The 25746-nt window shown below is 47.2% G+C and carries 20 protein-coding genes; 7 read left to right on the top strand and 13 right to left on the bottom strand.

All coding sequences use genetic code 11. The features are described from left to right. Nucleotides 1-8: 8 nt before the first annotated feature. The 3 genes from BFC18_RS11370 to BFC18_RS11360 form a co-directional block, all read right to left on the bottom strand. Nucleotides 9-800, bottom strand: a complete 792-nt coding sequence (locus BFC18_RS11370) for a GNAT family N-acetyltransferase (protein WP_170826598.1) — start codon at nt 798-800, stop codon at nt 9-11. A 307-nt stretch (nt 801-1107) separates the two neighbouring features. Then, complete coding sequence (xrt, locus tag BFC18_RS11365) at nt 1108-2535, bottom strand: exosortase (protein WP_170826597.1); 1428 nt, start codon at nt 2533-2535, stop codon at nt 1108-1110. A 72-nt stretch (nt 2536-2607) separates the two neighbouring features. After that, nucleotides 2608-4020: a TIGR03013 family XrtA/PEP-CTERM system glycosyltransferase gene (locus tag BFC18_RS11360; protein ID WP_070125668.1), complete on the bottom strand. Its 1413-nt coding sequence runs from the start codon at nt 4018-4020 to the stop codon at nt 2608-2610. A 198-nt stretch (nt 4021-4218) separates the two neighbouring features. Here BFC18_RS11360 and BFC18_RS11355 point away from each other — a divergent pair, with 198 nt between their 5' ends. From BFC18_RS11355 to BFC18_RS11340, 4 genes are read left to right on the top strand one after another with little or no spacing between them, the layout of a single operon-like run. Then, the gene (locus BFC18_RS11355) at nt 4219-4806 is read left to right on the top strand and encodes an XrtA/PEP-CTERM system exopolysaccharide export protein (RefSeq protein WP_425388382.1); all 588 of its coding nucleotides are present in this window, start codon (nt 4219-4221) and stop codon (nt 4804-4806) included. A gap of 25 nt (nt 4807-4831) precedes the next feature. Further along, entirely contained in the window at nt 4832-6406 is a 1575-nt protein-coding gene (locus BFC18_RS11350; RefSeq protein ID WP_070125666.1) for an XrtA system polysaccharide chain length determinant, read from the top strand. Continuing rightward, nucleotides 6406-7335, top strand: a complete 930-nt coding sequence (locus tag BFC18_RS11345) for an XrtA-associated tyrosine autokinase (RefSeq protein WP_070125665.1) — start codon at nt 6406-6408, stop codon at nt 7333-7335. The genes BFC18_RS11350 and BFC18_RS11345 overlap by 1 nt, the downstream gene beginning before the upstream one ends. Continuing rightward, nucleotides 7301-8980, top strand: coding sequence for a TIGR03016 family PEP-CTERM system-associated outer membrane protein (locus tag BFC18_RS11340; protein WP_070125664.1), 1680 nt, complete (start codon nt 7301-7303; stop codon nt 8978-8980). Before BFC18_RS11345 ends, BFC18_RS11340 begins: the two co-directional genes overlap by 35 nt. 78 nt (nt 8981-9058) lie before the next feature. Here BFC18_RS11340 and BFC18_RS11335 read toward each other — a convergent pair whose 3' ends face one another. Further along, nucleotides 9059-10150 carry an XrtA/PEP-CTERM system-associated ATPase gene (locus BFC18_RS11335; RefSeq protein WP_070125663.1) on the bottom strand — a complete coding sequence of 364 codons (1092 nt, stop codon included), beginning with the start codon at nt 10148-10150 and terminating at the stop codon, nt 9059-9061. A 112-nt stretch (nt 10151-10262) separates the two neighbouring features. Further along, on the bottom strand, nt 10263-11690 hold the full coding sequence (gene hldE / locus BFC18_RS11330) for a bifunctional D-glycero-beta-D-manno-heptose-7-phosphate kinase/D-glycero-beta-D-manno-heptose 1-phosphate adenylyltransferase HldE (RefSeq protein WP_070125662.1): 1428 nt from the start codon (nt 11688-11690) through the stop codon (nt 10263-10265). 23 nt (nt 11691-11713) lie between these two features. Between hldE and BFC18_RS11325 the strand changes: the two genes are divergently transcribed. Further along, on the top strand, nt 11714-12064 hold the full coding sequence (locus BFC18_RS11325) for a GIY-YIG nuclease family protein (RefSeq protein WP_070125661.1): 351 nt from the start codon (nt 11714-11716) through the stop codon (nt 12062-12064). A gap of 25 nt (nt 12065-12089) precedes the next feature. Here BFC18_RS11325 and BFC18_RS11320 read toward each other — a convergent pair whose 3' ends face one another. Continuing rightward, on the bottom strand, nt 12090-13010 hold the full coding sequence (locus BFC18_RS11320) for a DUF350 domain-containing protein (protein WP_070125660.1): 921 nt from the start codon (nt 13008-13010) through the stop codon (nt 12090-12092). A gap of 106 nt (nt 13011-13116) precedes the next feature. Here BFC18_RS11320 and glnE point away from each other — a divergent pair, with 106 nt between their 5' ends. Continuing rightward, nucleotides 13117-15999, top strand: coding sequence for a bifunctional [glutamate--ammonia ligase]-adenylyl-L-tyrosine phosphorylase/[glutamate--ammonia-ligase] adenylyltransferase (gene glnE / locus BFC18_RS11315; RefSeq protein ID WP_070125731.1), 2883 nt, complete (start codon nt 13117-13119; stop codon nt 15997-15999). 11 nt (nt 16000-16010) lie between these two features. Here glnE and BFC18_RS11310 read toward each other — a convergent pair whose 3' ends face one another. The 7 genes from BFC18_RS11310 to BFC18_RS11280 all read right to left on the bottom strand — a co-directional run bounded on the left by BFC18_RS11310 (nt 16011) and on the right by BFC18_RS11280 (nt 23049). Further along, complete coding sequence (locus tag BFC18_RS11310) at nt 16011-16625, bottom strand: TcpQ domain-containing protein (protein WP_070125659.1); 615 nt, start codon at nt 16623-16625, stop codon at nt 16011-16013. Between the two features lie 122 nt (nt 16626-16747). Beyond that, nucleotides 16748-17677 (bottom strand): LpxL/LpxP family Kdo(2)-lipid IV(A) lauroyl/palmitoleoyl acyltransferase, encoded by a 930-nt coding sequence (lpxL, locus tag BFC18_RS11305; protein WP_070125658.1) that lies wholly within the window; start codon nt 17675-17677, stop codon nt 16748-16750. A gap of 141 nt (nt 17678-17818) precedes the next feature. Continuing rightward, nucleotides 17819-18076 (bottom strand): DUF3081 family protein, encoded by a 258-nt coding sequence (locus BFC18_RS11300; protein WP_070125657.1) that lies wholly within the window; start codon nt 18074-18076, stop codon nt 17819-17821. Nucleotides 18077-18168: 92 nt separating this feature from the next. Further along, a complete protein-coding gene (locus BFC18_RS11295) occupies nt 18169-18726 on the bottom strand; it encodes an outer membrane beta-barrel protein (RefSeq protein ID WP_070125656.1) in 558 nt (185 codons plus the stop codon). A gap of 18 nt (nt 18727-18744) precedes the next feature. Continuing rightward, the gene (locus BFC18_RS11290) at nt 18745-19980 is read right to left on the bottom strand and encodes a hypothetical protein (RefSeq protein ID WP_342670042.1); all 1236 of its coding nucleotides are present in this window, start codon (nt 19978-19980) and stop codon (nt 18745-18747) included. Continuing rightward, nucleotides 19949-20746, bottom strand: a complete 798-nt coding sequence (locus BFC18_RS11285) for an outer membrane lipoprotein-sorting protein (RefSeq protein ID WP_070125654.1) — start codon at nt 20744-20746, stop codon at nt 19949-19951. Before BFC18_RS11285 ends, BFC18_RS11290 begins: the two co-directional genes overlap by 32 nt. Then, nucleotides 20743-23049, bottom strand: a complete 2307-nt coding sequence (locus BFC18_RS11280; protein ID WP_070125653.1) for an efflux RND transporter permease subunit — start codon at nt 23047-23049, stop codon at nt 20743-20745. The genes BFC18_RS11285 and BFC18_RS11280 overlap by 4 nt, the downstream gene beginning before the upstream one ends. A gap of 274 nt (nt 23050-23323) precedes the next feature. On the opposite strand from BFC18_RS11280, the gene BFC18_RS11275 reads away from it, so the two are divergent. Beyond that, nucleotides 23324-25567: an acyl-CoA dehydrogenase gene (locus tag BFC18_RS11275; protein WP_070125652.1), complete on the top strand. Its 2244-nt coding sequence runs from the start codon at nt 23324-23326 to the stop codon at nt 25565-25567. Nucleotides 25568-25746: the final 179 nt, after the last annotated feature.

Here is a 25746-nt window from a genome sequence, read left to right as displayed (position 1 = left end):
AACTAGTTTTAATTACTGCTAGTTGAGTGTCTCGAAAGTCGTCTAATGACTTTGCATGCAGTTACCCGCAGCCTATCAATCCATTGATGTGCCTTATTATGATAAGCATTAATCCCAATTAACGGCTCGCTATTTTCAGTGAGCCGTTGTTTATAGCTATCATTGATAGACGCTCCCAAAAAGTCATACTCTTTGAAACCTCGCCGGGCTGCCTTTTGTGCTACCAGAAAATGAATAACCGTTCCTGGTGAAACATTCGGCTTAAAGTCATCATCAATACCACTTTGATAAAAATATACGGAATCTGCTGACGTCATGCCGTAAAAAGCCGCAACAGGCTGACCATCGATATCCAACGTCGCCAGAATGAGCTCACCACTGTCGAAAAAGGATTTCACAAGAGCCCGATGAAATTGTAAAAAATCACTGTTATCGAATATGGTTGGCGTGCTTGCCTTTCCCCAGCGCTTTTTATGCAAGCTGACGAGTTCATCAAAATACTGCGGCAAATCTTGCTTGTCTTCACAAATACGTAGTCGCCCGCCAAGACGGTGGGTTAGGTTAACATAACGTTTTGATTTCTTAGTGATTTTTGACTTAGCCAAGCCGTCATTTATCAGCGGGATATAATATCGTGATTGAACCTGTGCAGATTGCGTCAGTGAAGCACTATAAAGCTCCGTACATAGCCTTAGCAGCAGCGAATCCAGACGTAGGTTGGCAAGCACCAGGCCCTTGCCAGAAGCTAACAGCGCCGCTTTCAGCACCTGTAAAGCCTCTTCCTGATGTGCCTTGAGCATTAGGATATCGTGGTATTCGGTACACACTTCACTCTCTTCCGATTCCCCGGTACCAATAAAGCGAAGTTGAAACCATTCATGCTTCCGCTGATAAAGAGGTAATACGGCAACAAGTTCGTCACCGCGGAAAACAGTGTATATATTAAGCTGACGAATGTACTTTTTATACTGACGAAGCCAGCACAAATGCCATTCGGGGTGTAGAAATATTTGGCGGTTCCCAGCTGCGCTGTACAACTGACGCCACAAGGGCGCCAACTCTATTAATTCGTCAGCCGAATCGATAACTCGGACACGCATAGTGCACTCAGAACTGTTGGAAGCTGAAAGCTTGAGATACTGCCGGCCACTGTTGAATTACTGCATCACAGTTATTGGGACATTGCGCGTGTGCCCATAGTAAACCCGAACGCCGTTCCCCTTTTAGCGCCGATGAAATCCTGGCTTTTTTCATCGCCGTTTCACTGGCAACCTGCTCTGTGGGGGTTATATAGCTATAGGCGATAAAATGCTGTTCGCGGCCATTTCGAAATATGCGGATAGTCCAAGAGCCATTCTCTAACCGACGCAGCTCCTGCCACGACTCCGGCGCTAGGTGAACTTGATATTGCGTTGGCTTACCGTCGGGATCGTCACCATTGTAGAGGGCTGAAAGCGTATGATATGCAATGCCACCGGCACGTTGTTGCATTGTGCATATTGTTGGACCATAAGGAAGATACGGCGCGTATTCACTCTCCAATTGATATTGGTTGCAGTTATCTGTGTCAATTGGCGACGTTAGTACATTCAGTTGCAGTACTGAAGAAGAGAGTACAATTAAGCAGCACGCGATAATAGCATTGGGCGTATATTGACGGTACGTCTTCAGTGCCGCAGCCTCTTCTTGCTTTTGCAACACATCAGCGGGCTCTTGTTTAATCAATTTCTCGCCGTACCAAAAGAGCAATATGATGAAAGGCGCGTAGATGTACCAGCCAAAATTATTGTGGTCATGCATCAGGTCGCTTTGCATTTCGGTAAAATGGCCAATCAACACCAGCGCTACAATACGAATCCAGTTTGTTATGAGCGCGCCGATAATCGCTAACGCCATAAACTTAACCACAGAAACTCTGTTTCTAAGGTTTAGAAAAACGAACATTGACCCAATGGCGAGAGAAACAATGAAGTAACGCAGACCACTGCACCCACCGGCAATCACAAAAGTACCTTCTGGAATCATCACCGAAGTCTCTTCCACATAGGTGGGAATTCCGGTCAGGTTCATTAAGTTCATCACCGCAAAAACAGACAAATGTTGTAGCACATATTGTAATGCACCCCACATTGGGTACATGAACAACAGGAAGCCGATTGCGTAAGCCAGCCCTAACGTATAGTGGACGACAATCCAACACGCACTAGCCAGCAGTAATAAAGAGAATGTCCAATACAGCAGCGACAACTGCGCAGTAAGCGCGAAGTAAAAGCCTACAGCACAAATTATAAAAGCAAGCACTGCTGGCAAGTACACAGATTGTCGGGGCTGCAATTCTCCCCGGCGCGCGAGTACAACAAGCAGATAAACAAAAATAAAAGGAATAAGGTAGGAATGGGAGTAGGTACCATCGTCGAAACCATGTCGCCATAAAGTAAGCATGACTGGTGCATTTATCAATGCCCAGAAAAGCGCTAACCCAACAAGCGTCAGCAGTATATTTCTTGCTGGATGCTTAGCCAAAAAAGCCATCATACCCATCTCCTTATTCATACTTCTACCCTGATGTTATACAACGGCTTTTTAAGCAATGGCAATTGCGGAAAATTAGCGCCCTTTACCAAATAAAACAATTTCTACGGTACGAATTAGAATAAGAATATCCAGCAGTAAACTCTGATGTTTGACGTAATAGAGATCAAACTTCAGTTTCTCCATGGAATCCTCAACGCTCGCACCGTAGGGGTAATTTAGCTGAGCCCAGCCAGCAAGACCCGGCTTAACGTTATGACGCTGATTATAATAAGGCACTTCACGTACCAGTTTCTCAACGAATTCAGGCCGTTCAGGACGAGGGCCGATGAAAGCCATCTCACCTTTGAAAACATTAAACAGCTGGGGTAATTCATCGACCCGGTACTTACGGATAAAATGACCGATGCGGGTCACACGATCATCATTTTTACTGGCCCATTTTGCACCGTCTTTTTCAGCGTCAGGCCGCATACTTCTGAACTTAATGATCTTAAACAGCTTTCCGTTCAGACCTACACGCTCCTGTTTATAAAATACAGAGGCGCCAGTCCGTCGGCCGTCATCCAACCAAATGATGATGGCGGTGATCAGCATGAATGGCCAGGCGAAGAAGAATACAAATGATGCAAGAAATGCATTAAGAAAGTAATCCATAGCATCACGCAGGTAGTTCTGACTATGAAAACCATTGGAGTAAATAACCCAGCTTGGATACATGAGATTGACTACGATTTGCCCGGTTTCACGTTCCATGAAGTCGAGTAAGTCTGTCACTTCAATACCGCGTAGTCTGCATTCAAATAACACATCTATGGGTAACGTGCCTCGACGCTGGTCACAGGCAATGACAATTTCTTCGATTTCATTGTCGGCAATAAACTGCTGAAAATTCTCATCGACTTTAACGTGAATGATTTTTTCGTTTTTGATGCCGTCTTCCCGGTTGTCACCAGGTATGGGAATAAATCCCAATAGATCAAATCCGATACGGTCAACGTCGCGGCGCATACGCTTTTCTATAATAGATGCACGCTCACCGGCACCCAGCACGACAATGCGCACTTTACCGAGGCCAAGTAGGCCCAAGCGGTTGGTGAAGTAGCGGAATATCACCAGCGTGATAATAATGCTAGATACAGCCGCTGGCAGGAAATAGGAATGCATCGTCAGTTCATCGAACAGCGCGCGACTAACCACTTCCACTAGAAAGTAACTCAGACCCACACTCACGAAGATTCGACGGATAATACCGCGGAATGTTTCTCTGAGCTTGGCTTCGTAAAGCCCCACAGACAGTGAGCAAAGCAGGATACTAACGGTGAGCATGCCTACATTTACCACTAATTTCTCAATACTTACCGGTTCACTAATACCGATCTGAACCAAAATGAACTGCGTAATGTATCCCATGTACGCAACGAGCAGAGCTTCGGTTAGAACAAGAATGTTTGAACGCTTGCTTTGATTGTGCTTATTTATCGCCACCCTTGGCCCCCTGATACTGCAACATCTTTGTACATGATAAAGGTTATTATTGTAATAGACTACATAAGATGATGGCATTATAGTGGTATTTGCCGTAGGGTAAATTACATTAAGGCAAAAAAATTAATTAAACCGAGTGTAGGATGAACTCTCATGTATTGGTCTAAACAAGTTTTAAGTTTGACGGTTGTCGGCGCCATGACAGCCCTTTCTGGATGCACAAGCCACTCTACGTTGCCAACTGCAACAGCACACCCATCAAAGACAACAAATGTTAATGATTATCAATACCTTATCGGTCCTGGTGATTCGTTAACTATCTTTGTTTGGCGAAACCCTGAAATTTCTGGTCAGTTTATCGTTCGTCCGGACGGCAAAGTGACAACTTCATTAGTAGAAGACGTTGATGTTGCAGGAAAAACCCCTTCAACACTAGCCCGAGAGCTTGAAGAAAAGCTGTCTACTTTCATTAATAACCCTCGCGTTACGGTTAGCCTGAATAATTTTTCTGGTCCTCTCAGCGAACAGGTTCGCGTTATTGGTGAAGCCACTAACCCACGTGCTATTAGCTACACCGAAAACATGACCTTACTGGATCTCATGATTGCAGTAGGTGGATTGACCGAGTTCGCTAACGGTAATGACGCCAAACTGGTTCGAGTCGTAAACGGCGAGCAAGCGACCTACGATGTGAATATTGATGATCTGATCCGTGACGGCGATATTTCTAAGAATATTGATATCCTGCCTGGCGATATCGTAATTATTCCAGAAGCCTGGTTCTAGAAGTAAAAAGTAGTTAGGACATTCAATGCAGGATTTACAGCGCGCCCTCGGTCACTTTAGCGACTATGTAAAGGGAATTTGGGTCAAAAAGCGTCTTATCATGGTGTGTACCTGGATACTCTGCCCGATAGGTTTCGCCTACGTGGCGATGCTTCCAGACGTTTACCGATCGCAGGCCGTGGTTTTCGTTGATACCCGCTCCGTGTTACAGCCATTGTTGAAGGGTTTGGCCATACAGACAAACCCTGACCAAGAAATACAGACAATGGCAAAAACACTGCTTAGCCGGTCAAACGTAGAAACCATTGCTCGAGAAAGCGATTTAGACTTAACCACTACCAGCGACAAAGAATTTGATAACCTGGTAAATGGCTTGTCTACCGATATTCAATTAAGAGCTACCGGTCGCGACAACATTTTCACCATTTCCTACGAAAACAGAAGCCCGGCTATGGCGCAAACTGTGGTTCAGGAAACGCTGAATTTATTCGTAGAAGGTGCCCTCGGCAACAACCGTCGAGACACCGATACCGCAAACCGTTTCCTTGATGAGCAGATTGCTGAGTACGAGTCACGACTTTCTGAAGCAGAGCAACGCCTTGCCAACTTCAAACGTCAGTACAATAATATTCTACCGCTTCAAGGTACTTTCTATTCAACATTGCAAACGCTGAATAACGAGCTCGAAGCCACACGCTTGTTGATAAAGCAAACAACGCAGCAGGTAGAATCGTTAACCAATCAGCTTTCACGTTCTAAAGGCACTGGCGATAGCTTTGGTGTGAGTAATCAGTCTGATTCGGTGCTTCGTACTCGCTACGATGAACGAATCAAAACCCTGGAAGAGCGTCTCGACGATCTTCAATTGCGTTTCACTGATCAACACCCCGACGTCATAGAAGCGAAAGCCTTGCTTGCGAATCTGGAAGAAGCCCGTCAGAAAGAAATCGATGATTTTCGAAATGCAGATGAAGGTGATTCTGATGGCGTGCCGATGAGCGATTTAAACCAGGAACTCAAACTGGAAATCAGTCGCCATGAGAGCTCCGTTGCGGCACTCTCCGTTAAAGAACAGGATTTACAACGCCGTATTGCTGCTCTCGAATCTAAGATAGATTTAGTTCCGCAAATCGAGGCCGAGTCAGCTGCGCTTAACCGTGACTACTTTATCACTAAAGACAAGTATGAAGACTTACTGGCTCGACGTGAGTCGGCAGACCTGTCTCGTCGTGCTGATGTTTCAGCAGAAGAGCTGCAGTTCCGAATCATTGAGCCTCCGCTTCAGCCAAACGAGCCTTCCGGCCCTTATCGCATCATCTACTACACAGTTGTGCTGCTTTTAAGCTTCGGTATTGGTATTGGTCTTGCGTTCCTGTTTAGCCAATTGTCTCCACTGTTGGTCAGAGCGTCGCAGCTCAATCAAATTACAGACTATCCAGTCTGGGGCACGGTAACTCACCTGAACATTAATGAAATCAGGAAGACAAACCGGGTGCGCATGGCTGTTTTCCTTGTATCTTCAGGGATCCTAGTGATGGCGTATGGCCTATTAGTTGGAGCAGAATTGCTTAATATCGATCTACTGCAGGGTATCTTGTAATGAGCAGTACAATTGAAAAAGCGCTGCAACGGCAGCGTGAAGCCCAGAAAAAGAAAGCTGAACTTGAAGCTCAACAAGCAGCTTCTGCCTCTTCTGAATCGCCGGCAGTGTCTGAAGAGGAAGTTATTTCCGCTACTCAGCCTGCAGCGAAATCGAAACCTGCACCTTCAGGTAAGTCGTCGACTCTTGAACCGTTTGAACTTGATATTCAACGTTTAGAAGAGAACGGTCATATTTCTATTAATGGTGTACGAAAGCAAATTAACGAAGAGTACCGTGAAATCAAGCGGAAGCTCATCAATAACGCCTTTGGTAAACTGTCTTCAACACTGAAAAACAGTAATATCATTATGGTTACCAGTGGACGCCCGTCAGAGGGTAAAACGTTCACGGCTTGTAACCTGGCAATGAGTATTGCAGCCGAGCAGGACAAAACCGTTCTGTTGGTTGATGCTGACGTGTTAAAGCCTAATGTATTAAATACATTAGGCTTACAACGTCGTGAAGGACTAATGGAATATCTTACAGGTGAAGTGGACGATATATCTGACGTACTCTACCCCACCAACCTTGATAAGTTGAAAATCATTCCTGCTGGTCGTTCTCACCATTTGACCACTGAGCTTCTGGCCAGTGAGAAAATGGCCGAAACAGTGAATGAGTTTGCCAACCGCTATCCAGATCGTATCGTTATTTTTGATACACCTCCCCTTATCGGGATTACAGAAACGGCTATACTGGCAAACTTAGCCGGCCAAGCTGTGGTAGTGGTTGAAGAAGGTAAGTCAAAACTAAATGATGTTCGTCATGCAGTCGAACGTTTAAACCCAGACATGGCAATCGGCTTCGTTGTTAACAAATCGGTGAATAATGATCCGGAAGGAACCGGCTACTATGGATATTACTACGCAGAAAGGGAAAACCCTTAGTATGCGAGCATCTCAGCGTAATAAAAAAAATTGGTTACCTGTGCTGTCGCCGTTAGCTTTAGTGCTAACGGCTCACTTCGCACATGCTGAAGGCCTTAATGTATCAGCTTCGGTAGAAGCTAAATCACTTTTGCAGAATCGCCATTCCGATGTGCGCAATGAAGAACTGTTGACACTTGCCGTTACGCCCGAAGGTCGTATTGGTTATACATCACGCACATTTCGCGGCTATGTAACCGGTAGTGTTACGCAGATGGAGCGGGATTCCGACGATGTTGTCCGTAAAGATACCTACGCGGAATATGGCTACGGAGCGAGTTGGGAAGCAATCGATAATCTGCTGACTCTCGAAACGCGGGGCAGCCAGCGCTTCCTCGACAATACAGGTGCTAACTTTCTAATTTCAGATTACTTTCTCTACGCTGAAGAGTTGGTGAAAGTAGAAACGCAAAGCTATAGCGCCAAGCTCACTTTACCCCAGGGTGATTACATCGCTGGTGGCGGTTCAGTTAACTACTCAACCGGTGACTCAAGCGAGTCAGAATTTCGACCGACGACAACGTTCAACAACGACTCAATGACCTCAGATTTTTATCTGATGAACGGCAATGACGCACAAAATTACTTTTGGACTGCCACAGGCATGTACCGTGATCTTGAGCGCGACGAACAAACCAGCAACGGGGACTACTCAGGTACCTACCTGACCGGTTCACTCGATTCAATGGTTTACGGCCCCATTGGCATTCGTCTTAACGCCAGCTATGACGCCAACGAACTTACCGACCGAACTGATGAGTTCAGTAACAAGCGACAGTTCAGAAGTTATGGTGTGGGGTTAACTTACCGCCAGGATGCTGGCCACTATGTGGCAATTACAGCTAACAAAGTTAATTCAGACGTAGAAAGAGACGATGGCGACATATTTGTTGGTATCGACACCCGTTGGGCGATCACCCCTCGTACCAGCTTCCAGGCTACCTACGGACGACGTTTCTACGGTAAATCAGGCAGTGCAGCACTGACCTATAATTCCCGTAAAATTCGCGGTGCCTTGCGATATAACGAACAAGTTACGTCATATAGCCAGCTTGTTGCCAACCCTCAGTCACTTGGCATCTTTGTCTGCCCTATTGGTCAGTTCACTGCCGCAGACTGTTTCCAGCCACCTTCCCTGAACTACACGCCAGGTGAAGGCGAGCAATTTCTTCAGTTTATTGATTCTGGCATTGAATTATCAAACGCTGTCATACTGAGAAAGTCGGCGGCTGCAGAAATGGGTCTTCAAGGGCGCCGAGCAACAGTGTTGCTGAACTTACAGTATGCCGATGATAACTTCCTCGAGTTTAACCGACAGCGCACTATTTACTCTGCAACAGTCAGTGGGACTTATGAGTTAGGGAGAAACACCACCCTGCTTGGAAGTCTGCGATATGGTACGACTGAGCAAGACAACGGCTCAACTGCGTCAGATAACGAGCAGTGGCTGGTATCAACCGGCCTGCGTCGTAAGTTTGGTAAGAGCCTCAGTGGCGACATTGAGGCGGGCTACATTAAACGATCGGGCACCCTAGCCACTTCGGTTTATGGTCCAAACTACGACGAGCGAAGAATCACGTTGACGGTTCGTTACGAATACGAATAAGTTTAACGTTCAATAAAAAACGCCGCTTTATGCGGCGTTTTTTGTTGGCTGACGGTTATTGAGATTAACCCAATGCCATCATTCCTCGTCTTTCATGCGGACGTACGTCTGATACTTCTTCTTAAGCATTTTATCGATGTATTGCGTGAGCTTAACCTTATGCGCAATCGCATCGTCCAATGCATCCACCAGCTCAGCAAGCATTGCCTTATAGTATTCGGCGTCCTGCACTTCTTTACCTTTTGGCGTAATCAATTTTGAATGAGGGCCTTTTTGCTTCAGGCTCGCCATAACCTCTGACAAATCCATTTCTTCGTCGTCATCGTCTTCATCCATCTCAGCTAACGGTGAGTCAGGTACAAACATCTCGTCTTTGACTTCGCTGATCACCGCATTGACTGCTTCTTCATCCAGGGTTTCCAACTCTTCAAGAAATCCGTACAGAAGGATGCGGTCCATGAGCGTATTAATTTTTCTTGGTACGCCCCGGGTGAATTCGTGAATACGAGAATACGCTTCCTGAGAGAACAACGCGCCACGATTCCAACCTGCATGCTCCATACGATATTCAATGTAGCGAACTACTTCCTCGGCTACCAATGGGGCCAAATGACACGATGCAACGATACGCTGACGGAACTGCTCCATGTTCGGCGCACGCAAAATAGGCTGAAGTTCTTCCTGACCTAACAGAAAGCTCTGCAACAAGGGTTTACCATTCTGCTGGAAGTTAGACAACATTCGCAATTCTTCGATGGTTTCCAGCGGCAGGTTCTGCGCTTCATCTACCAGTAAAAGCGCGCGACGGCCTTGTTGGCTTAAGGCATAAAGGAAAGACTCAAGTTCTTTTAGAATATCGGCTTTAGTCAAACCCGCTGTATTGATCCCGAACTTTGATGCCACCATTTTCACCAGTTCGTCTGGCGTGAGTTTGGGTGTTACGATTTGAGCAGCAACAATATCATCTTCAATTTCAGCCAGCAGGCTGTTAGCGATGGTGGTTTTACCGGTACCGATATCACCGGTGATAACGATAAATCCTTCTGCTTGCGACAGACCATACTGTAAGTATGACATCGCCCGTTTGTGCCACTTACTGGCAAAGAAAAACGCCGGATCCGGGGTCAACTGGAATGGCTTGGAATCGAGTCCATAAAAACTTTCGTACATGAATATACCGCTATGCTTAAACCACGTCTTGTGAAGATTTAAGGGTATCGTAAAGCCGTGAGTATCGCTATGCCTGAAGCCGCTTTATTGACGAATAAAGCGGGATTTCTGCCTACTGCTGTTTACTAACGATTTGGCTGATTATTCCCGTTGTCGACACACCCTCTTCAAAGTGCAACACCCGCACTTCACCGCCATTCTCCATGACTTCCTGGCCGCCGGCGATTTCCTCTACCTTGTAGTCTCCCCCTTTCACCAGAATGTCTGGTAGCAGCCCGGCGATCAAACGTTGCGGCGTGTCTTCGCTGAATGGAACGACCCAATCTACGGCAGCTAAACCTGCCAGCACTGCCATTCTTCGACTGACATTATTGATGGGTCGACCCGGCCCTTTTAGCCGCGATACCGATGCGTCGTCATTCACGGCAACAATCAAGCGGTCACCAAGTTTAGCGGCAGCTTCCAGATAGCTCACGTGACCCGCATGCAGAATATCAAAGCACCCATTGGTCATCACAATGCGTTCGCCACGATGTCGGGCCTGGGCCATAGCAGACAAGAGCTGCTCTTCGGTCATCACGCCACCATCCAGATGGCTGGATTGTTCACCCAACGCAACAGCGAGTTCCGTAGTAGTTACTGTAGAGGTACCTAACTTGCCAACGACAATACTTGCAGCAATGTTTGCCAACACGCAGGCGTCAGGCATGCTCACGCCAGCAGCGATGGCAGATGCCAGCACCGACACGACGGTATCACCGGCACCGGTCACATCGTAAACTTCTTTCGCTTTCGCCGGTAAATGGAACGGGGCTTCATCAGCACAAAACAGCGTCATGCCCTGCTCAGACCGGGTAAGTAAAATTGCGTCCAGTTCAAGTTCATCTCTTAATGACTCTGCTTGGGCAACCAGGGTGGTCTCATCATCGGCAGGGCCTTTCACTAACTCAAGTTCTGCCCGGTTAGGTGTGATGAGTGTAGCACCCGCATAGCGCGAGAAGTCTTGCCCTTTAGGATCGATAACGACAGGTTTACCCGCCGCTTTCGCAGCTTTAATAAACACCTGGGCATCCGACAGACAGCCTTTTGCATAGTCGGAAAGCACCACTAAATCGTGATCTGCCAGCGCTTTTTCGTAAGCAGCGACAAGTGCGCTTTTATCCACATCGGCGAAGCTCTTTTCGAAATCCAGGCGCAACAGTTGCTGATTTCGACTCATAATACGCAATTTGGTAATCGTATCGTGTCCATGACAACGGACTAACTCATGCTGAATATCAAACGATGTGAGCCTTTCTGCAAGAATAGCGGCATTTTCATCGTCACCGCAAAGCCCCAGCAAAGTGACATTTGCACCTAATGATGCAGCATTAATTGCCACGTTGGCAGCGCCACCGGGACGGTCTTCGGTACTGTTCACATTGACCACAGGAACCGGTGCTTCAGGGGAAATTCTGCCGGTGCCGCCGGTCCAGTACCGATCAAGCATCAGGTCGCCGACAATCAGAATACGCGTTGCGCTAAAGTCTGGTAGAATCATCGTTTTATTTACTAGCTTTTAAGTTGCAGCAGAGTATACCAGTCATCGATACAAAAGAGCAGACAACGGCGCCGCAGTGGTATATCTACATCGTTGAAAATCGTCTTGGCCAGCTTTACACCGGCGTGACCACGTCCCCGCAACGTCGCATTCGACAACATCGCGGAGAAATTAAAGGCGGAGCGAGAGCTTTGAAAGGTAAAGGCCCGATAAAGTTCAGATGGATTGCTTCAGTGTCTGGTAAATCTGACGCCATGCGCGCCGAGTATAGTTTGAAACAGTTAAAGCGGCCTCAGAAACTGGCGCTGATTAAAGGCGTACGGCCATTCCCCTTCAAAGCAGAGGTTTGCACCCACCTTTTTCAAGATGACTAAGCGCCCCTCTGCATTGAATTTGTCGTTAAACGCTAACGTCCAGAAAAGCCAGAATACCGTTTACCACCAGTGCGATACCGATGCTCAACGTAAGCTCTAAACACGCTACGCCCACGTTATGTTGTTGATCGACTTCCTGGCGATAATCCAGGCCAATCAAGAGTAGCTTTTTACTGAGCGTCACTAACACCAACAGAGCCAATGACAAGATTGCCCCGGTAATCAGCCAGCCGGTGATGTTGCTCACGTAACCGGAAGGATTATAGGTAAGCAGATGACTGGCTGACGACACAATCATAGCGATCCCCAGCAAATTACCGGCATGTTCCACCGCTAATGCAAGCTGACCTTTTCGCAATGCTCCCTGAAACGAGTCGTTTTGATTGTCTCTGGCATAGCGGATTTCGTAGAGCCGGGTCATCATCATCAATAGCGCCAACACGACGGTAAAGCCAGTGATAATCGCAATTAGCGCGTTCATATCACTGCCATCGACCCACAGCATCATACTACGCAGGATAATTGCGCTGGCGATGAGACTGGATGCATCCACCAATGCCACACTGACGCTGCGATCTTCAATAAGCCCCATGGTATCGAGTCGGTTTAGCACAATTTTGTCGTGGGCGAAGCGGCCGAACTTCACCAGAACGACCCCCACCAGACCAAAGGTAATCATTCCAATTGCGGCTTCCGTGTAGCCTTGTCCTACATGACGCCCGACAACAGATGCCAACACGATACAGAGTGATAACATGCCACCGGCCATGCTAATGCCGAATGCGAAGTTATCCTGAACCCCTAACTCTTCTACTACGGAATGTTTGCGAAAAGCACCAGACAGCCACTTCATCACCATCAAAAGCGCCAGCGCGATAGCAATATCAATCAGCAGGTATATCCATATGTCGTGGGGAACCGGGTTTAACTTAACCAACGCATCCATGAACTATCACTCCGAAAATAAAAGGAAAGTTGTAACTGTTGAACTGGAGACCATCCGCATCTTATGCCAGACTCGGCGCATACCGATATAAATGATCCCGCGTATTATGCCTACGACAAAACTAAAAAACAGGATTATCCAGAAAAAGGGTGAACAAGCCTGGCAAAGCCTTTGCGAACGACATCCGCACCTCAGCGAATTCAGTGAACATGAAGAGACAATTATAGCGGCTCTGGGCTGTAGCGAATTTATTTTCCGTCAATGCCTTGCTCACCCGACTCTACTCTCTGAGTGTCTGTCAAAGAAACCTGTTGTCGATACCGTAGACGCATTTAGCAATGCCCTCTCGCCGTTGCTAGCGGGACAAGATGAAGCTGGCCTGACAAAAGCATTACGGGTTTTTCGCAATCAGCATATGGCCAGAATAACCTGGCTCGACATGCTGAATCAGCAAACCATTGAAACCTCGCTCACCCAGGTTTCAGCACTGGCTGACGCACTAATTCTAGGCGCCTACAACAGCTTGTACCAACAACACTGCCAACGCTACGGCGTTCCCATGGGCGAACACGGCCCGCAACCCATGTTGATTCTGGGCATGGGAAAGCTCGGCGGTAAGGAACTGAATTTTTCATCAGATATCGACCTGATTTTTGTTTATCCAGAAAAAGGGGAGACGGAAGGGGCGAAGAAGCCCATCGAAAACCAACAGTTTTTTATTAAACTCGCGCAGAAACTGACTAACGCACTCAATAAAATAACCACAGATGGTCAGGTTTACCGTGTTGATATGCGTTTGCGTCCGTTTGGCGATAGCGGGCCTCTTGTGATGCACATGGCAGCGTTCGAAGACTACTACCAAGAACAGGGGCGCCACTGGGAACGCTTTGCCATGATCAAGGCCAGGGTGCTGAATCCTCCCTCCCCGTATCGACAGGACGTTGAAAACATACTGCGCCCATTTATTTTCCGACGGTATCTGGATTTCACCACCATTGATGCCCTACGTGAAATGAAAGGCTTGATTGCCTCAGAGCAGCGGCGACGTCAGTTAACCAGTAACATTAAGCTGGGCGCCGGCGGGATCAGAGAAATCGAGTTTTTCGCACAAAGTTTTCAACTTATCCACGGCGGACGCGAACCGGCCTTGCAGGTAAAAGGTTTAAAACAGACGCTACAAGCCATAGCAGGAAAAAACCTGGCTTCAGAAGAAGATATTGGCGCCCTTTACCGTCACTATCTGTTTCTTCGCAAAGCCGAGCACACCCTGCAACAAATGAATGACGAACAAACCCAGCTTCTGCCTGATGACGACATGCGTCGGGCCATTGTTGCTGAAGTGATGGGATTTGAAGACTATGATGCGTTCTTAGAGGGATTGGCTGATGTCTGTGACAGTGTCCACATCATGTTCCGAGGCCTAATTGATAACAGTGAAGATAGCCATGATGCCGACGACAGCGTATTCAAGCGCTGCCAGGATGCCTGGAATCTGTCGCTGAGTCCGGCTGAATTCTCCGCTCTGCTGTGTCCACCTATCCACCCTGATGATGCTGATGCTATTTACACCCGATTTATGGCATTTCGCGACAAACTCAGCCAGTCGAGACTGGGGCAGCGTGGACGTGACACCCTCAATAAACTCATGCCGGAAGTGCTTTACGTACTTATCGAGCAAGCGCCGCAGAAAGCACGAGTCGTATTAGATCGGGCGCTATCGGTGATAAGCGCAATAACCGGCCGAACCACCTATCTCGACTTATTGTTGGAGAACCCGGATGTTCTCAAACAACTCCTTAAACTCTGTGACCGTAGCCAATGGATAGCCGATCAAATCCAGCGCTTCCCCCTATTGCTCGACGAGCTGCTCACGCCGCTCTACCTTCAGCAACAAAAAACGGATTTCAATCAGAGCTTGAGTGTCTATCGTGACGAGTTGCGACAGTCGCTAATGCGCATCGAGCCGGAAGATGTGGAAATGACCATGGATGCATGGCGACAGTTTAAACTTTGCCAGCAACTCCGTATTGCCGCCAGTGACATCAGCGGCTCGTTGCCTATTGCCAGCGTAAGTGACAAATTGACCGCACTGGCAGAGGTCATGCTGGAAAACGTACTTGCCAGCGCGTGGCAACATACCACGGAAAAATATGGCAAACCGGCACACCTTCAGGACGATGAATACGGATTTGCGATAATAGGCTACGGCAAACTCGGCGGCTACGAATTGGGTTACGGCTCTGATCTCGATATGGTATTTATCCATAACGCCCCGCGAGACAGTTACACCAACGGTAAACGCCAACTCGATGCCAATCAGTTTTACATCAAATTGTCGCAACGCATGATGCACTTGCTCAGTACTAAAACCCTGTTTGGACAACTTTACGAAACCGATCTTCGCCTGCGTCCTTCGGGCAATTCGGGATTGCTCAGTTGTCACCTCCAGGGGTTTATTAAATATCAGAAAGAAGATGCCTGGACTTGGGAACATCAAGCATTGGTGCGAGCCCGTGGCATTACGGGTGACAGCAACCTATTGGACGATTTTGAAGCCGCTCGCAAAGACATTCTGTGTCAGCACAGAGACGTAAACAAATTGGCCGCTGAGGTTAGCCAGATGCGTAAGAAAATGCGCGAGCATTTGTTGTCAGATACCGACGCAGGAATCGATTTGAAGCAGTGTAATGGTGGTATCACAGACATTGAGTTTATTGCTCAGTTTCTGGTGCTTGGTCATGCCAGTAACAATGCTGCACTTACCCGCTATCCAGATAATCTTCGTATTATAGATGCAGCAAGAGATGCAAATTTGCTGTCAGATTCGACGTCACAACAGCTGCAAGACGCCTACTTACAACTGCGGGATCGTTATCATCAGCTTACCTTAGCCGACCATCGATTTGCCGATCAAAGCGACCTCAGTGATTTACGCGCAGAGGTGAAGAAAGTGTGGTCAGAAATCTTTAGTGACGCAGAAAGTACCTGACATGTCGGCGGTTAATTCACCGCCGAACAATTCTTTTTCAGAAACGCAGTTTCTTCCTCGGTCACCACCAGCGAACGCTGTTGAGGACAAACGTAAGTACCCACTCCGTCTTCAAAGTTTGCATTCACGGCTTTGGCGATATCAGACAAGGAACCAACAATGGTATTGTTCATCTGAAATTGATACTTGATCACGAAATCCTGATCTAAATCCCAAATCACTTGCATGCCTTCTTGCTCGGCATAACGGGTGATGGCTTCCCTAAGCGTATTTCCAGCTTTGAAACTACGAAACTTATGCTCACCCACCCAACGCTTATTGGCAGGTTTCAAATCACTGGACATGCCAGCAAGTTGAGCATCGAGGCTTTCCTCACTGTTATTTAGTTCGAGTACAAAGTCACTGCTCTCGTCATCAATAACATCGGTGCTCGTCATCCGGTATTCTCGATAGAACTCCGAAAGGCCACTGGAAATCGATTTTTCCTGGCTGGCCGCTTCAGGTGCGGATTCAGCGCCACTACTTCGATAAAAATACACCACGATGCCTGCGACAATCAGCACAGCAATGGCTACGCCAAGGTGTTTTGCCCAAAAAGCGGCATCAGACTGAGGTTGCTTCGCCATAGCTCATCCGTACTACTGTTTATTCGGGCTTGCCCGCAGCGGCGAGCAAGCGAAGGAGAAATATCAAACTATCATAGTTTAATTTTAGGTTGTGCAACACCGATGTAAAGCGGGCGGCACATTTAATTGTAAAGCGAAGGGGTGTCTTCAGTAGGACGGGTTTTAAACCTCTTATGCATCCACAAGTAACTTTCCGGCTGCTCTGAGACAATGGCTTCGATGTGCTCATTCAGCAGGGTGAGCGCTGGAACATCATCGAGTTCACGCAGTGCTTCCAGAGGTGGATAGATTTTTACTTTGTAACCCTTTTTTGTGTATTGAGACGTCACTATCATGGGAACGGCATCTGTACGGCGAATAAACATTAGCGTTGCTGTTGTCGTGGCCGTTTCAGCGACGCCACCGAAAGGGACAAAAATACTTTGTGCGCGACCATAATCTTGATCGGGCAGATACAGACACAATTCCTGTTCCCCCAGTGCCGCAAGTAAGGCTTTGGCGTTACGTTTGTGAATCATGTACTTATTTGAACGGGCGCGACCGTGATATTGCAGGTAATCCATCAGCGGATTATCGTGCTTACGGTAAAATGCGATAGCAGGATGGGTGTACCCCAAACCGCGGCAGGCAATTTCAAGGTTCATGTTATGCAGCGCCATGCCAAACACGCCTTTGCCCCCAGCCAGCGCGGCCTCTACATGTTCATAGCCCTCTACATGGAAATGCTTTTTCACTCGCCATGCTGGCCACCACCAGCCCATGCCCGTTTCGAACAGCGCCATACCTGTGCAACGAATATTCTCTTTTAGCAGGCTTTCACGCTCCGACTCACACATGTGAGGATACGTTAATTCTAGATTACGACGGGCCACTGCAACGCGTTTCGGCACGATACGGGCAATGAGTCGCCCGGCTCCAGCACCAAGAACACGAATAACTGGCAGCGGTAACCAGAGCAAAAGATAAAGTAAACCCGCACCAATCCATACGCCCCAATATTTTGGGCCAAGATAAGCGATTTTAAAAACAGGGGGTTTGATTGCAGCAGCCAAGAACAATATTTCCGAAAAATAAACCGGCGCATATTGTACTCATTTGTCGCCCGCTAGCCTACCGGCGGGCGAAGGAAAGTAGAAAAACTCGGATCAGTGAATGATTGCGAATGAAAAGGCACGCCTGACACTTCTCGTCGGCTAGTATTCCTTGTCGATTTGCTTGAGTTTCTTTTCAAATTGGTCGAAGGCATCCTGGTTGGGATAATCGAAGTGATATTGGTTATGAAAGCCAAACTGCAGTTTGGTTTTGGCGTCTTCCACAAACACATTATAACCTTCAAGGTCGGTAAACGCGGTAATACCGTTGAGCTGGTATTTCTCGCCGTCTTTTTTGCCGTGCTGGCGAATCTTATCGAAAACCTTGAGCAGAAACTTACTGTCTAATTCGTTTTTCATCGTAGTAATCCATCAACTTATGTTACTGGTTTATACGGCGACATAAGCCGATGGATTACTTTGATGAGTCTGAAGCTTTTTTAATAGGGAAATTAGTTGAAGTTGTAACGATATCCAATGCTCAGCACCGTCGCGTCGAAGTCCTCTTCGCCACGAACGTACAACGCTTCCATTCTCAACATGCTATTTAAACCAATATGATAGTCGAAACCCAGGCCGACCATGCCCGCTACAATACCATCATCATAAGCGCACATGCCCACTGGCGCCGTGGCTAAATCAGTGGCAACGCAGTCATTCCCTTCGGCAGACTCGAAACCCTGTACATCGGCATTCATCACACCAAGTTTGTAGTACAGCTCGCCTAATCGACCGCCAGCTTTCCCCAGTACCGCAAGGTATAGGCCCTGCGCTTTCAGCGCATCGGTGCCGCTATCTTCATCGACCAGATTAAGATAGCCACCTTCCACATACCACTTGCTGCTGAATTGGTGACCCAACGCCAGGCTATAAGCCACACCATCGTTACTTGTTACATCGAAATCGGCGTCAGCATAACCTGCTGTTGCCACGCCGTACATGCGCTCTGTGGCATTCACATTTAGGCTTACTGCAGCAGTAAGTAAAACGGCAAGAAGTCCTTTTTTCATGTTGTTTTATTCCAACGTTTAAAAATAATATTCGAGGGCAACCTGTACGTGATCGTCACGACGGAAATAATAGAAGGTGTCGTCGGTTTGATCAGAAGAAAAGAAATACGCATCCACTTTCCAGCGCCAGTTGTCTGTCATCCGGCTTGATGCTTCAACAAAAGCACTGTAGGTGTCGGTATTATCCAGATCCTGGATGTAGCCAGTGAGTACCTCAGTGCCGTCGATGTCATTCCATACCCAGCGTAGACCCGCCATGATATCGTTTTGCGCCACGGCGAAGAAGTTATCTTCTCGCTCGTCGTACTGATATTCCATTAGGAAGCCCAGATCGTAACTGGTATCAAATACGCCTACAAAAGTACGCTCGAAGCCACCCACAGCGGCAAAAAAATCTTCACTTTGACCGGTGCGATAAATACTTTCAAACTTCAGCAACCAGCTGCCCTGCACTTTTAACAGGTCTACCCCATATTGCTGTATTTGCGCGTAATACGGGCGAATAGCAGTAATGTCTTCACCGGCGGTTTCGGCAAGAAGTTCCGGCTCCCGGGTTGTTCCATCGAAATAGCTAAGTCCGATTTCCCAATCTCCCAGCGAGCGCTGCCAACGTAATGCAAAATCAACATGATTCTGCTCATCGTCAGACTCATATAAGGCGTTATCTTCTTCAATAGGCAGTGGTGGTCTTAAACGCCCCTCTTCACCCGGGAAAGTGCGTTCGCGGAAATAAGGCAGAATAAAACCAGAGATGGTGCCGTAATCACCAAATACGTTGAGATTAATCATGGGCTGACCCAACTTATCCTCACCGTCGATGTTTTCTACCGCATCGGTCTGGTTGATGATATCCACCAGATGCACCGATTCGGTTTGCCCCCAAAACACTTTACTTACACCCACGCGGGTTTCCCAATTGTCTGCCGCGTGCAGCCACATCAACTCCCGTAAATCAACGTGAGTACGGTTTGAGTCTTGCTGATCTAAACGAACAAACGGTTTGAACAGAATACTGTCAACGCGGTCATTCCATTCGGTGTACATTTCTGGTTCCAGAAATACCGAGGCTTGAGAGCGCGGCTGCCCGGTGTAAGCCGCGTCTTGAATGTAGTAGCGGTTTTCCACGCCGGCAGAACCACTGATACTGATATCTTTAAAATCAGCCAGCGCACTGCCTGAAAAACCCATCGCCAGTGCGACAAGCGACAATCGCTTCTTCATGTTATCTCGCCCTGCGTAAACTCTTACTGTCAAAGTCCGATTCCTCTAATTCCGTTCCAAATTGCAGGTCGTGTGTAACCAGCTTTGTCGATTTGTTTGTCTGGAGATTGTACATAAAACTCTTCATCGGACGCCAGAACTCATCTTTGAATAAACGGTAATCTCTGAACTCCAGTTCTTTCAGCTCATCACCTTTGCGGTCGAAAAACAAGACTTTGCGGGGGCGGTAATGGGTTTTGTCAATCCACAAGCGTTGCTTGGAATACCCTGAGAATTCATCCACCGGCACTTGCTCAATGACATACACGTCATCGCCTTCAAATTTCTCATCGCCAATATAGTCGTAAGTGTATTTCGGTACTTCAAAAGAGGTCATGTCTTCGAAGGCATATTCGCTGCCTAAGAAAGGGCCAGACTTATTGCTGGTGGAAATACGGCGTACCATTTTAGGACCCGGTAAATAAATCCATTGCTCATCGGCTTCATTAACGTGACTGAAGCTTAAAAACGCCGTGCCGCTAATATCTCTTGGCGAATCAAAAATGGTTAATGCCTTATCGCCATCGGTGGGCACTTCCAGTGTTTTCACCCGCATTTCCCGGGTGGCTTCCTGTCCTTGTGCGTTACGTAAGGTCATAGTAATACTCGCTACAGTATTATCCCAACCACGGTTCACTTCTTTCCTTGCTTGTGCGATGCGAAGTCCTTCTTTTTCCGATGCTTCATCTGCTATTACCGGTACTGACAGCATTGCTGTCACTGCCAGTGCCGCAAAAGAAAGTTTGCGTAACTGTGTCATATTGCCTCCGTCGCCTTGCTTTTTTTATCTTTGTCCAACCACATTAAAAATGACGGTAGGAAGAGTAAATCTATTAATAATGCTGCAATGAAAATGATTGTTGTCATTAGCCCCATGTCTGAGTTCAGTCTGAAATCAGACAACATCAAAACACTAAAGCCTGCTGCCAGTACCACTGTGGTGGTAATCATTGCTCTACCCACAGTATGGAAAGCATAGTTCACTGAGTCTTTCACGCTCATGTTGTCTTTTCGGGCAGCCTGGTATTTCAGTAGAAAATGCACCGAATCATCCACGATGATCCCCATGGTCATACTCAGTTCTACTGACAATGCCATGTTAATTTCACCTGACATCATGCCCCAAATGCCAAAGCCCACACCGGCAGGCATTAAGTTAGCGATCAAACTGACCAGGCCAAGCCGCCAGGAACGCAGTGCAAGTGTAATTAACAATGAGATCACTACCAGCGCTGCTAGCGAGCCCCACACCATACTTTCCATGTTGCGCGCACCGATGTGCGCAAACATGAGTGCTGGACTGGCCGCCTCGAGACGCAAATGAGGTGCCAGTTTATCAAACCAGTCTTTAGTTCTGGTCTCAAATTCGGTGAATTCATCACTTCCTAAGTTTTCAAGCACGGCAATGACACGCACCGCAGACTTATCCAGATCGATCTGATTGTTCAAATCGAGGCCGTATGGCAGTGACATTTCATAGATCAATAGATACTGCGCGGCGAGCTCTTTCGATTCCGGCAATTTGTAATAGTCAGGATCATCGCCATGCATATTCATATTCAGCCGCTTGATGATGTCGGCAAAACTTAGCACGTGCTTCACCTCGGGCTGACTGCGCAACCATTTCACCAGCGCGTCGACCTCAATCATCGCTGCAGGGTCGTTGATGCCGTACACCTCATCGGTGTATACAGCAAAGTCGATATTTGACATGCCGCCCATGTATTTCTTTTGTATTTCAACAGATTGTCTAAACGGCGAAGACATATCGAAATACTCTACCGCCACATCATTCAATCGGTTATTGAAACAAAAGAGCACAGATACGGTGAGAATAATTGCTGAATAAGGCAGGATACGGCGATGATGATTCATCACCCAATGGCCCAATTTATCTACTTTCTCGTTATTCTCATCGACCACAATGCTCTTTGGCACAGGCAGAAGCATAAGCATTGCAGGCAGTACGGTGAGTGAGAGGATACAAGCCAACACAACACCAATGGCGGTTAAGTTACCCAAGTGCGACAAAATGGGCACTTCGGCAAAGTTCAGCATTAAAAAGCCGACAGCAGTGGTAATACTGGTGAGCAATATGGCTTTTAAATTAATCACAAAGCTTTCTGCAAGGGCCTGCTCTTTTGCCAGGCCTTTTTGCAGTTTTTGGCGGTAGGTCACAATAATGTGTAGGCAATCAGCGACAGCCAGCGTAGTTACCATGGTCGGCACGTTTACCGTGGATGGGCTTAAAAACACCCCGTACCAACCGCCAATCCCCATGGTCATAATGATGGTACCGCCAACGATGGCAAACACCACCGCAGAGGCAGCCTTTGAGCGAGTGAGTAAGGCAATCATCACGGCAATAATGACAAACATAAGCGGGATTAACGTGCTTGCGTCGTCCATTGCAGTGAGGGCAAAGGCATCGTTCATGCTTACGATGCCCGAAAGATGTATTTCGTGGTCGGGGAATTCAGCTTCGTATTTTGCTTTTAGTTGCCGTGAGAATTCGCCGATTTTCATGATATTCGGCGTCTGGTCCCCATCGGGTAACTGAATGGTAACGTTAATCACAGCCATCTGATTGTTATCGGATATCAGCCGTCCACGCACGTTTTTCAACGGCTCAATGGATTTTCTAACGTAATCAATATGGGCCTTATCGTACTGGCCTTTTTTAATGAGATCTTCAACCACCAAGCCTTCGTCATCCGCATAGGTGTACTGATAATTCGCTAGCGATTCAACTCTGATAGACAGCGGTATATGCCAGGCATCTTTTGTTAGCTTATAAAGCAATTCGAAAGTTTCAGGCTGATAAACATTTTCGCTTTTAGGAAGAATAAGAAACGTCACGTTCTCGCTTTTGCTGAAAACGTTTTGCATTTCTTCATAGGCGAGTTTCTGCGGATCGTTTTCTTCAAAGAAAACTTTGTAATCGCCACGGAAATACAGGTTAGTTGTACCGAAACCCGTCACAATGCAGGCGAGAAGAAAAAGCACCACCACTGTTTTCGGTTTTTCCATGCACCAACGCGCCCAGGCAGGGAGGTTTTGCATAACGCTTTGTGTCCTTAAAACATGAATCTTGCACAGTGTATCTGCTAAGCATACCAAGTGTAAGTATAGCTACTAATACGGAAGTCACTAGTTAAGATATTTTCCAAACAAAATTTTAATGTTCAAAAAAAAGCCAGCGAATCAATTACTCAGCCAATCTGGTGGTCATTTAAGCGGTTAACGTTAACACAATACTTACATTACGTTTGATCTTGGAAAGCGTTTGTGTAATATTTAGAAAATACAACTGGTCAGATGAGCGGATGAGTAAAAGATGAGTATTCGAAAAAGCCTTAAAAAAGTTCTCCCACCTATTTCTGTAACTGAACAGGAAGCGCTGGACGCCGGCGATATTTGGTTGGAGGCCTCCATTTACCAAGGTAAACCAGACATGCAGGCCCTGCGTGCTATTCCGCAGGCCAAACTGAGTGCCGATGAAGAAGCCTTCATTAATGGTCCTGTGCAGGAGTTGCTGGGTCTGATTGACGATTTTGAACTGGCAAACAGCAAACACATTCCTGATGAGATCCTGGCGTTTCTTAAGAAACACCGTTTCTTCTCAATGATCATTCCGAAGAAATTCGGTGGTCTGGAATTCAGCCCTTACGCCAACTCTACCATTGTTGCCACTATCGCAGCTAAGAGTGGCGCAATTGCAGTAACCGTGATGGTGCCTAACTCATTAGGTCCAGGCGAACTGCTGATGCACTACGGTACAAAAGAGCAACAAGATTACTACCTACCTCGTCTTTCAGAGGGTGTAGACATTCCATGTTTCGCGTTAACCAGCCCAGAGGCCGGTTCTGACGCAGGCGGTATTCCTGACGCAGCCATTGTGACGAAAGGTCAGTGGGAAGGTAAGGAAGTGATTGGCCTGAAAGTTAGCTGGGACAAGCGCTACATTACCCTTGCCCCGATTGCGACTGTGCTTGGTTTAGCATTTAAGGTGTTCGATCCTGAGCAACTTTTAGGTGAAAAGCTGGAGCTGGGTATTACCTGCGCACTGTTGCCAAAAACCCATCCAGGCGTACAGCTTGGTAATCGCCATGATCCAATGGGTCAACGTTTCTACAACGGTACAACCCGTGGTACTGATGTATTCATTCCGATGGATTTCATCATCGGTGGCCAGAAAAACATTGGTCGCGGCTGGCAGATGTTGGTGAGCTGTTTAGGTGCTGGCCGTGGTATTTCACTGCCTGCTATGGGTGTTGCTACCGGTCAGGCAGCATTGAAAGCGTCTGCTGAATACAGTTTCGTTCGTGAGCAGTTTGGTCTGCCAATTGGTCGTTTTGAAGGTGTTCAGGGCAAGTTGGCTGATATCGCCGGTAAAACGTTCCTGCTAGAGTCTATGCGCGTGCTCACCACCGAAGGCTTAGGTATGGGCCTGAAACCTTCCGTTGTTACTGCCATTGCCAAGTATCATATGACTGAATTAGGTCGTGACGTGATGAACTCTGCAATGGATATTCTTGCAGGTAAAGCGATTCAACGTGGTCCGCAGAATACACTGGCAGGTGGCTACAATGCGCTGCCGATTGCGATTACGGTTGAAGGTGCGAACATTCTAACCCGTAACCTGATGATCTTTGGTCAGGGTGCCATGCGCTGTCACCCTTACTTAAAAGAAATGGTCGATCTGATCCACAGCGATGACAATGCGGCAGACCATGACTTTAACCGGGTACTGAAGAAAACCGTATCGTTCAGCGTGAAGAATGCCTTCCGCAGTTTGGGTAAGAGTTACCTGCCCTTCCTGCGTAGCAGTGATTCAGCGCTACCAGAAGTGGCAAAGTATGAAAAGCGTCTGAATGCTATGTCAGCCAAGCTGGCTCCGATGGCTGATTTGTCTTTGGCTGTACTGGGTGGCGATTTGAAAAAAGCTGAGTTACTGTCTGCTCGATTAGGTGATGTAATGAGTTACCTGTATGGTGCCATGGCAGCGATTCGTTTCTATGAGCAGCGAGTTGAAGATCGCAGAGCGGCGCAACCGTATTTTGAATACGCCATGGAATGGACACTGCAACAAGCAGAACAGGCGTTGGTCGATTTCATTGCCAACTTTCCGAACACAGCCACCCGTGGTCTGATGCGTCTGCTTTCTTGCACGTATACCAACTCGGTAAGCGGCATTAGCGATAAGCTTGCCAGCAAGTTAGCGTTAGCTTCTATGCAAGATGACAGCATCAAAGCACAGCTAACCCACCTGGTGCGTATTGTGCCCGGAGACGGCAACGACATTAATGAGCAAGCCTTTAAAGCTAAGCACGCTGTAGCTCACCTGTTAGGTAAAGTACAAAAAGCACTGCGCAAAGAGCCGGTTGTTCCATTCTTGTCTTTTGAAAATGCACTGAACAAATTGCTGGAACGTGGCGTGATTAACGCACAGGAAGCAGAAGCACTTCATGACTACAACGAGAAGCGCAAACTGGCAGTACGTGTAGATGAGTTCGATTTCGACCTTGAGCCATTGGCTGAAACAGGCGAGACCGAAACTGCGGATCGCGATGCGGCTTAATTCATAACTGTCTTAAGTACAACTTATTTAGTAAAAAGGTGACTTCGGTCACCTTTTTTTATTGCGTTATTGGCAATCTGAACTATATCTACTTTAAGCGATGATCGATTTTGCTTTTCAGGGAACTTAGCAATGTCACAACAGGAGTGGATCAAACATCTGACTAAGCGATAGTTTTT

This window comes from Alteromonas confluentis (genome assembly GCF_001757105.1).
Lineage (GTDB): Bacteria > Pseudomonadota > Gammaproteobacteria > Enterobacterales > Alteromonadaceae > Alteromonas > Alteromonas confluentis.
The sequence above is the reverse complement of the archived record's forward strand: the minus strand, read 5'-3'. Positions and strand labels throughout refer to the sequence as shown.

Coding starts and splice junctions, on each gene's coding strand:
- BFC18_RS11335 (WP_070125663.1), bottom strand. CDS start 10,150: ATGTACGAAAGTTTTTATGGACTCGATTCCAAGCCATTCCAGTTGACC.
- glnE (WP_070125731.1), top strand. CDS start 13,117: ATGCCTACGACAAAACTAAAAAACAGGATTATCCAGAAAAAGGGTGAA.
- BFC18_RS11350 (WP_070125666.1), top strand. CDS start 4,832: ATGCAGGATTTACAGCGCGCCCTCGGTCACTTTAGCGACTATGTAAAG.
- BFC18_RS11310 (WP_070125659.1), bottom strand. CDS start 16,625: ATGGCGAAGCAACCTCAGTCTGATGCCGCTTTTTGGGCAAAACACCTT.
- BFC18_RS11345 (WP_070125665.1), top strand. CDS start 6,406: ATGAGCAGTACAATTGAAAAAGCGCTGCAACGGCAGCGTGAAGCCCAG.
- BFC18_RS11295 (WP_070125656.1), bottom strand. CDS start 18,726: ATGAAAAAAGGACTTCTTGCCGTTTTACTTACTGCTGCAGTAAGCCTA.
- BFC18_RS11280 (WP_070125653.1), bottom strand. CDS start 23,049: ATGCAAAACCTCCCTGCCTGGGCGCGTTGGTGCATGGAAAAACCGAAA.
- hldE (WP_070125662.1), bottom strand. CDS start 11,690: ATGATTCTACCAGACTTTAGCGCAACGCGTATTCTGATTGTCGGCGAC.
- BFC18_RS11320 (WP_070125660.1), bottom strand. CDS start 13,010: ATGGATGCGTTGGTTAAGTTAAACCCGGTTCCCCACGACATATGGATA.
- BFC18_RS11285 (WP_070125654.1), bottom strand. CDS start 20,746: ATGACACAGTTACGCAAACTTTCTTTTGCGGCACTGGCAGTGACAGCA.
- xrt (WP_170826597.1), bottom strand. CDS start 2,535: ATGATGGCTTTTTTGGCTAAGCATCCAGCAAGAAATATACTGCTGACG.
- BFC18_RS11300 (WP_070125657.1), bottom strand. CDS start 18,076: ATGAAAAACGAATTAGACAGTAAGTTTCTGCTCAAGGTTTTCGATAAG.
- BFC18_RS11370 (WP_170826598.1), bottom strand. CDS start 800: ATGCTCAAGGCACATCAGGAAGAGGCTTTACAGGTGCTGAAAGCGGCG.
- BFC18_RS11275 (WP_070125652.1), top strand. CDS start 23,324: ATGAGTATTCGAAAAAGCCTTAAAAAAGTTCTCCCACCTATTTCTGTA.
- BFC18_RS11340 (WP_070125664.1), top strand. CDS start 7,301: ATGGATATTACTACGCAGAAAGGGAAAACCCTTAGTATGCGAGCATCT.
- BFC18_RS11355 (WP_425388382.1), top strand. CDS start 4,219: ATGACAGCCCTTTCTGGATGCACAAGCCACTCTACGTTGCCAACTGCA.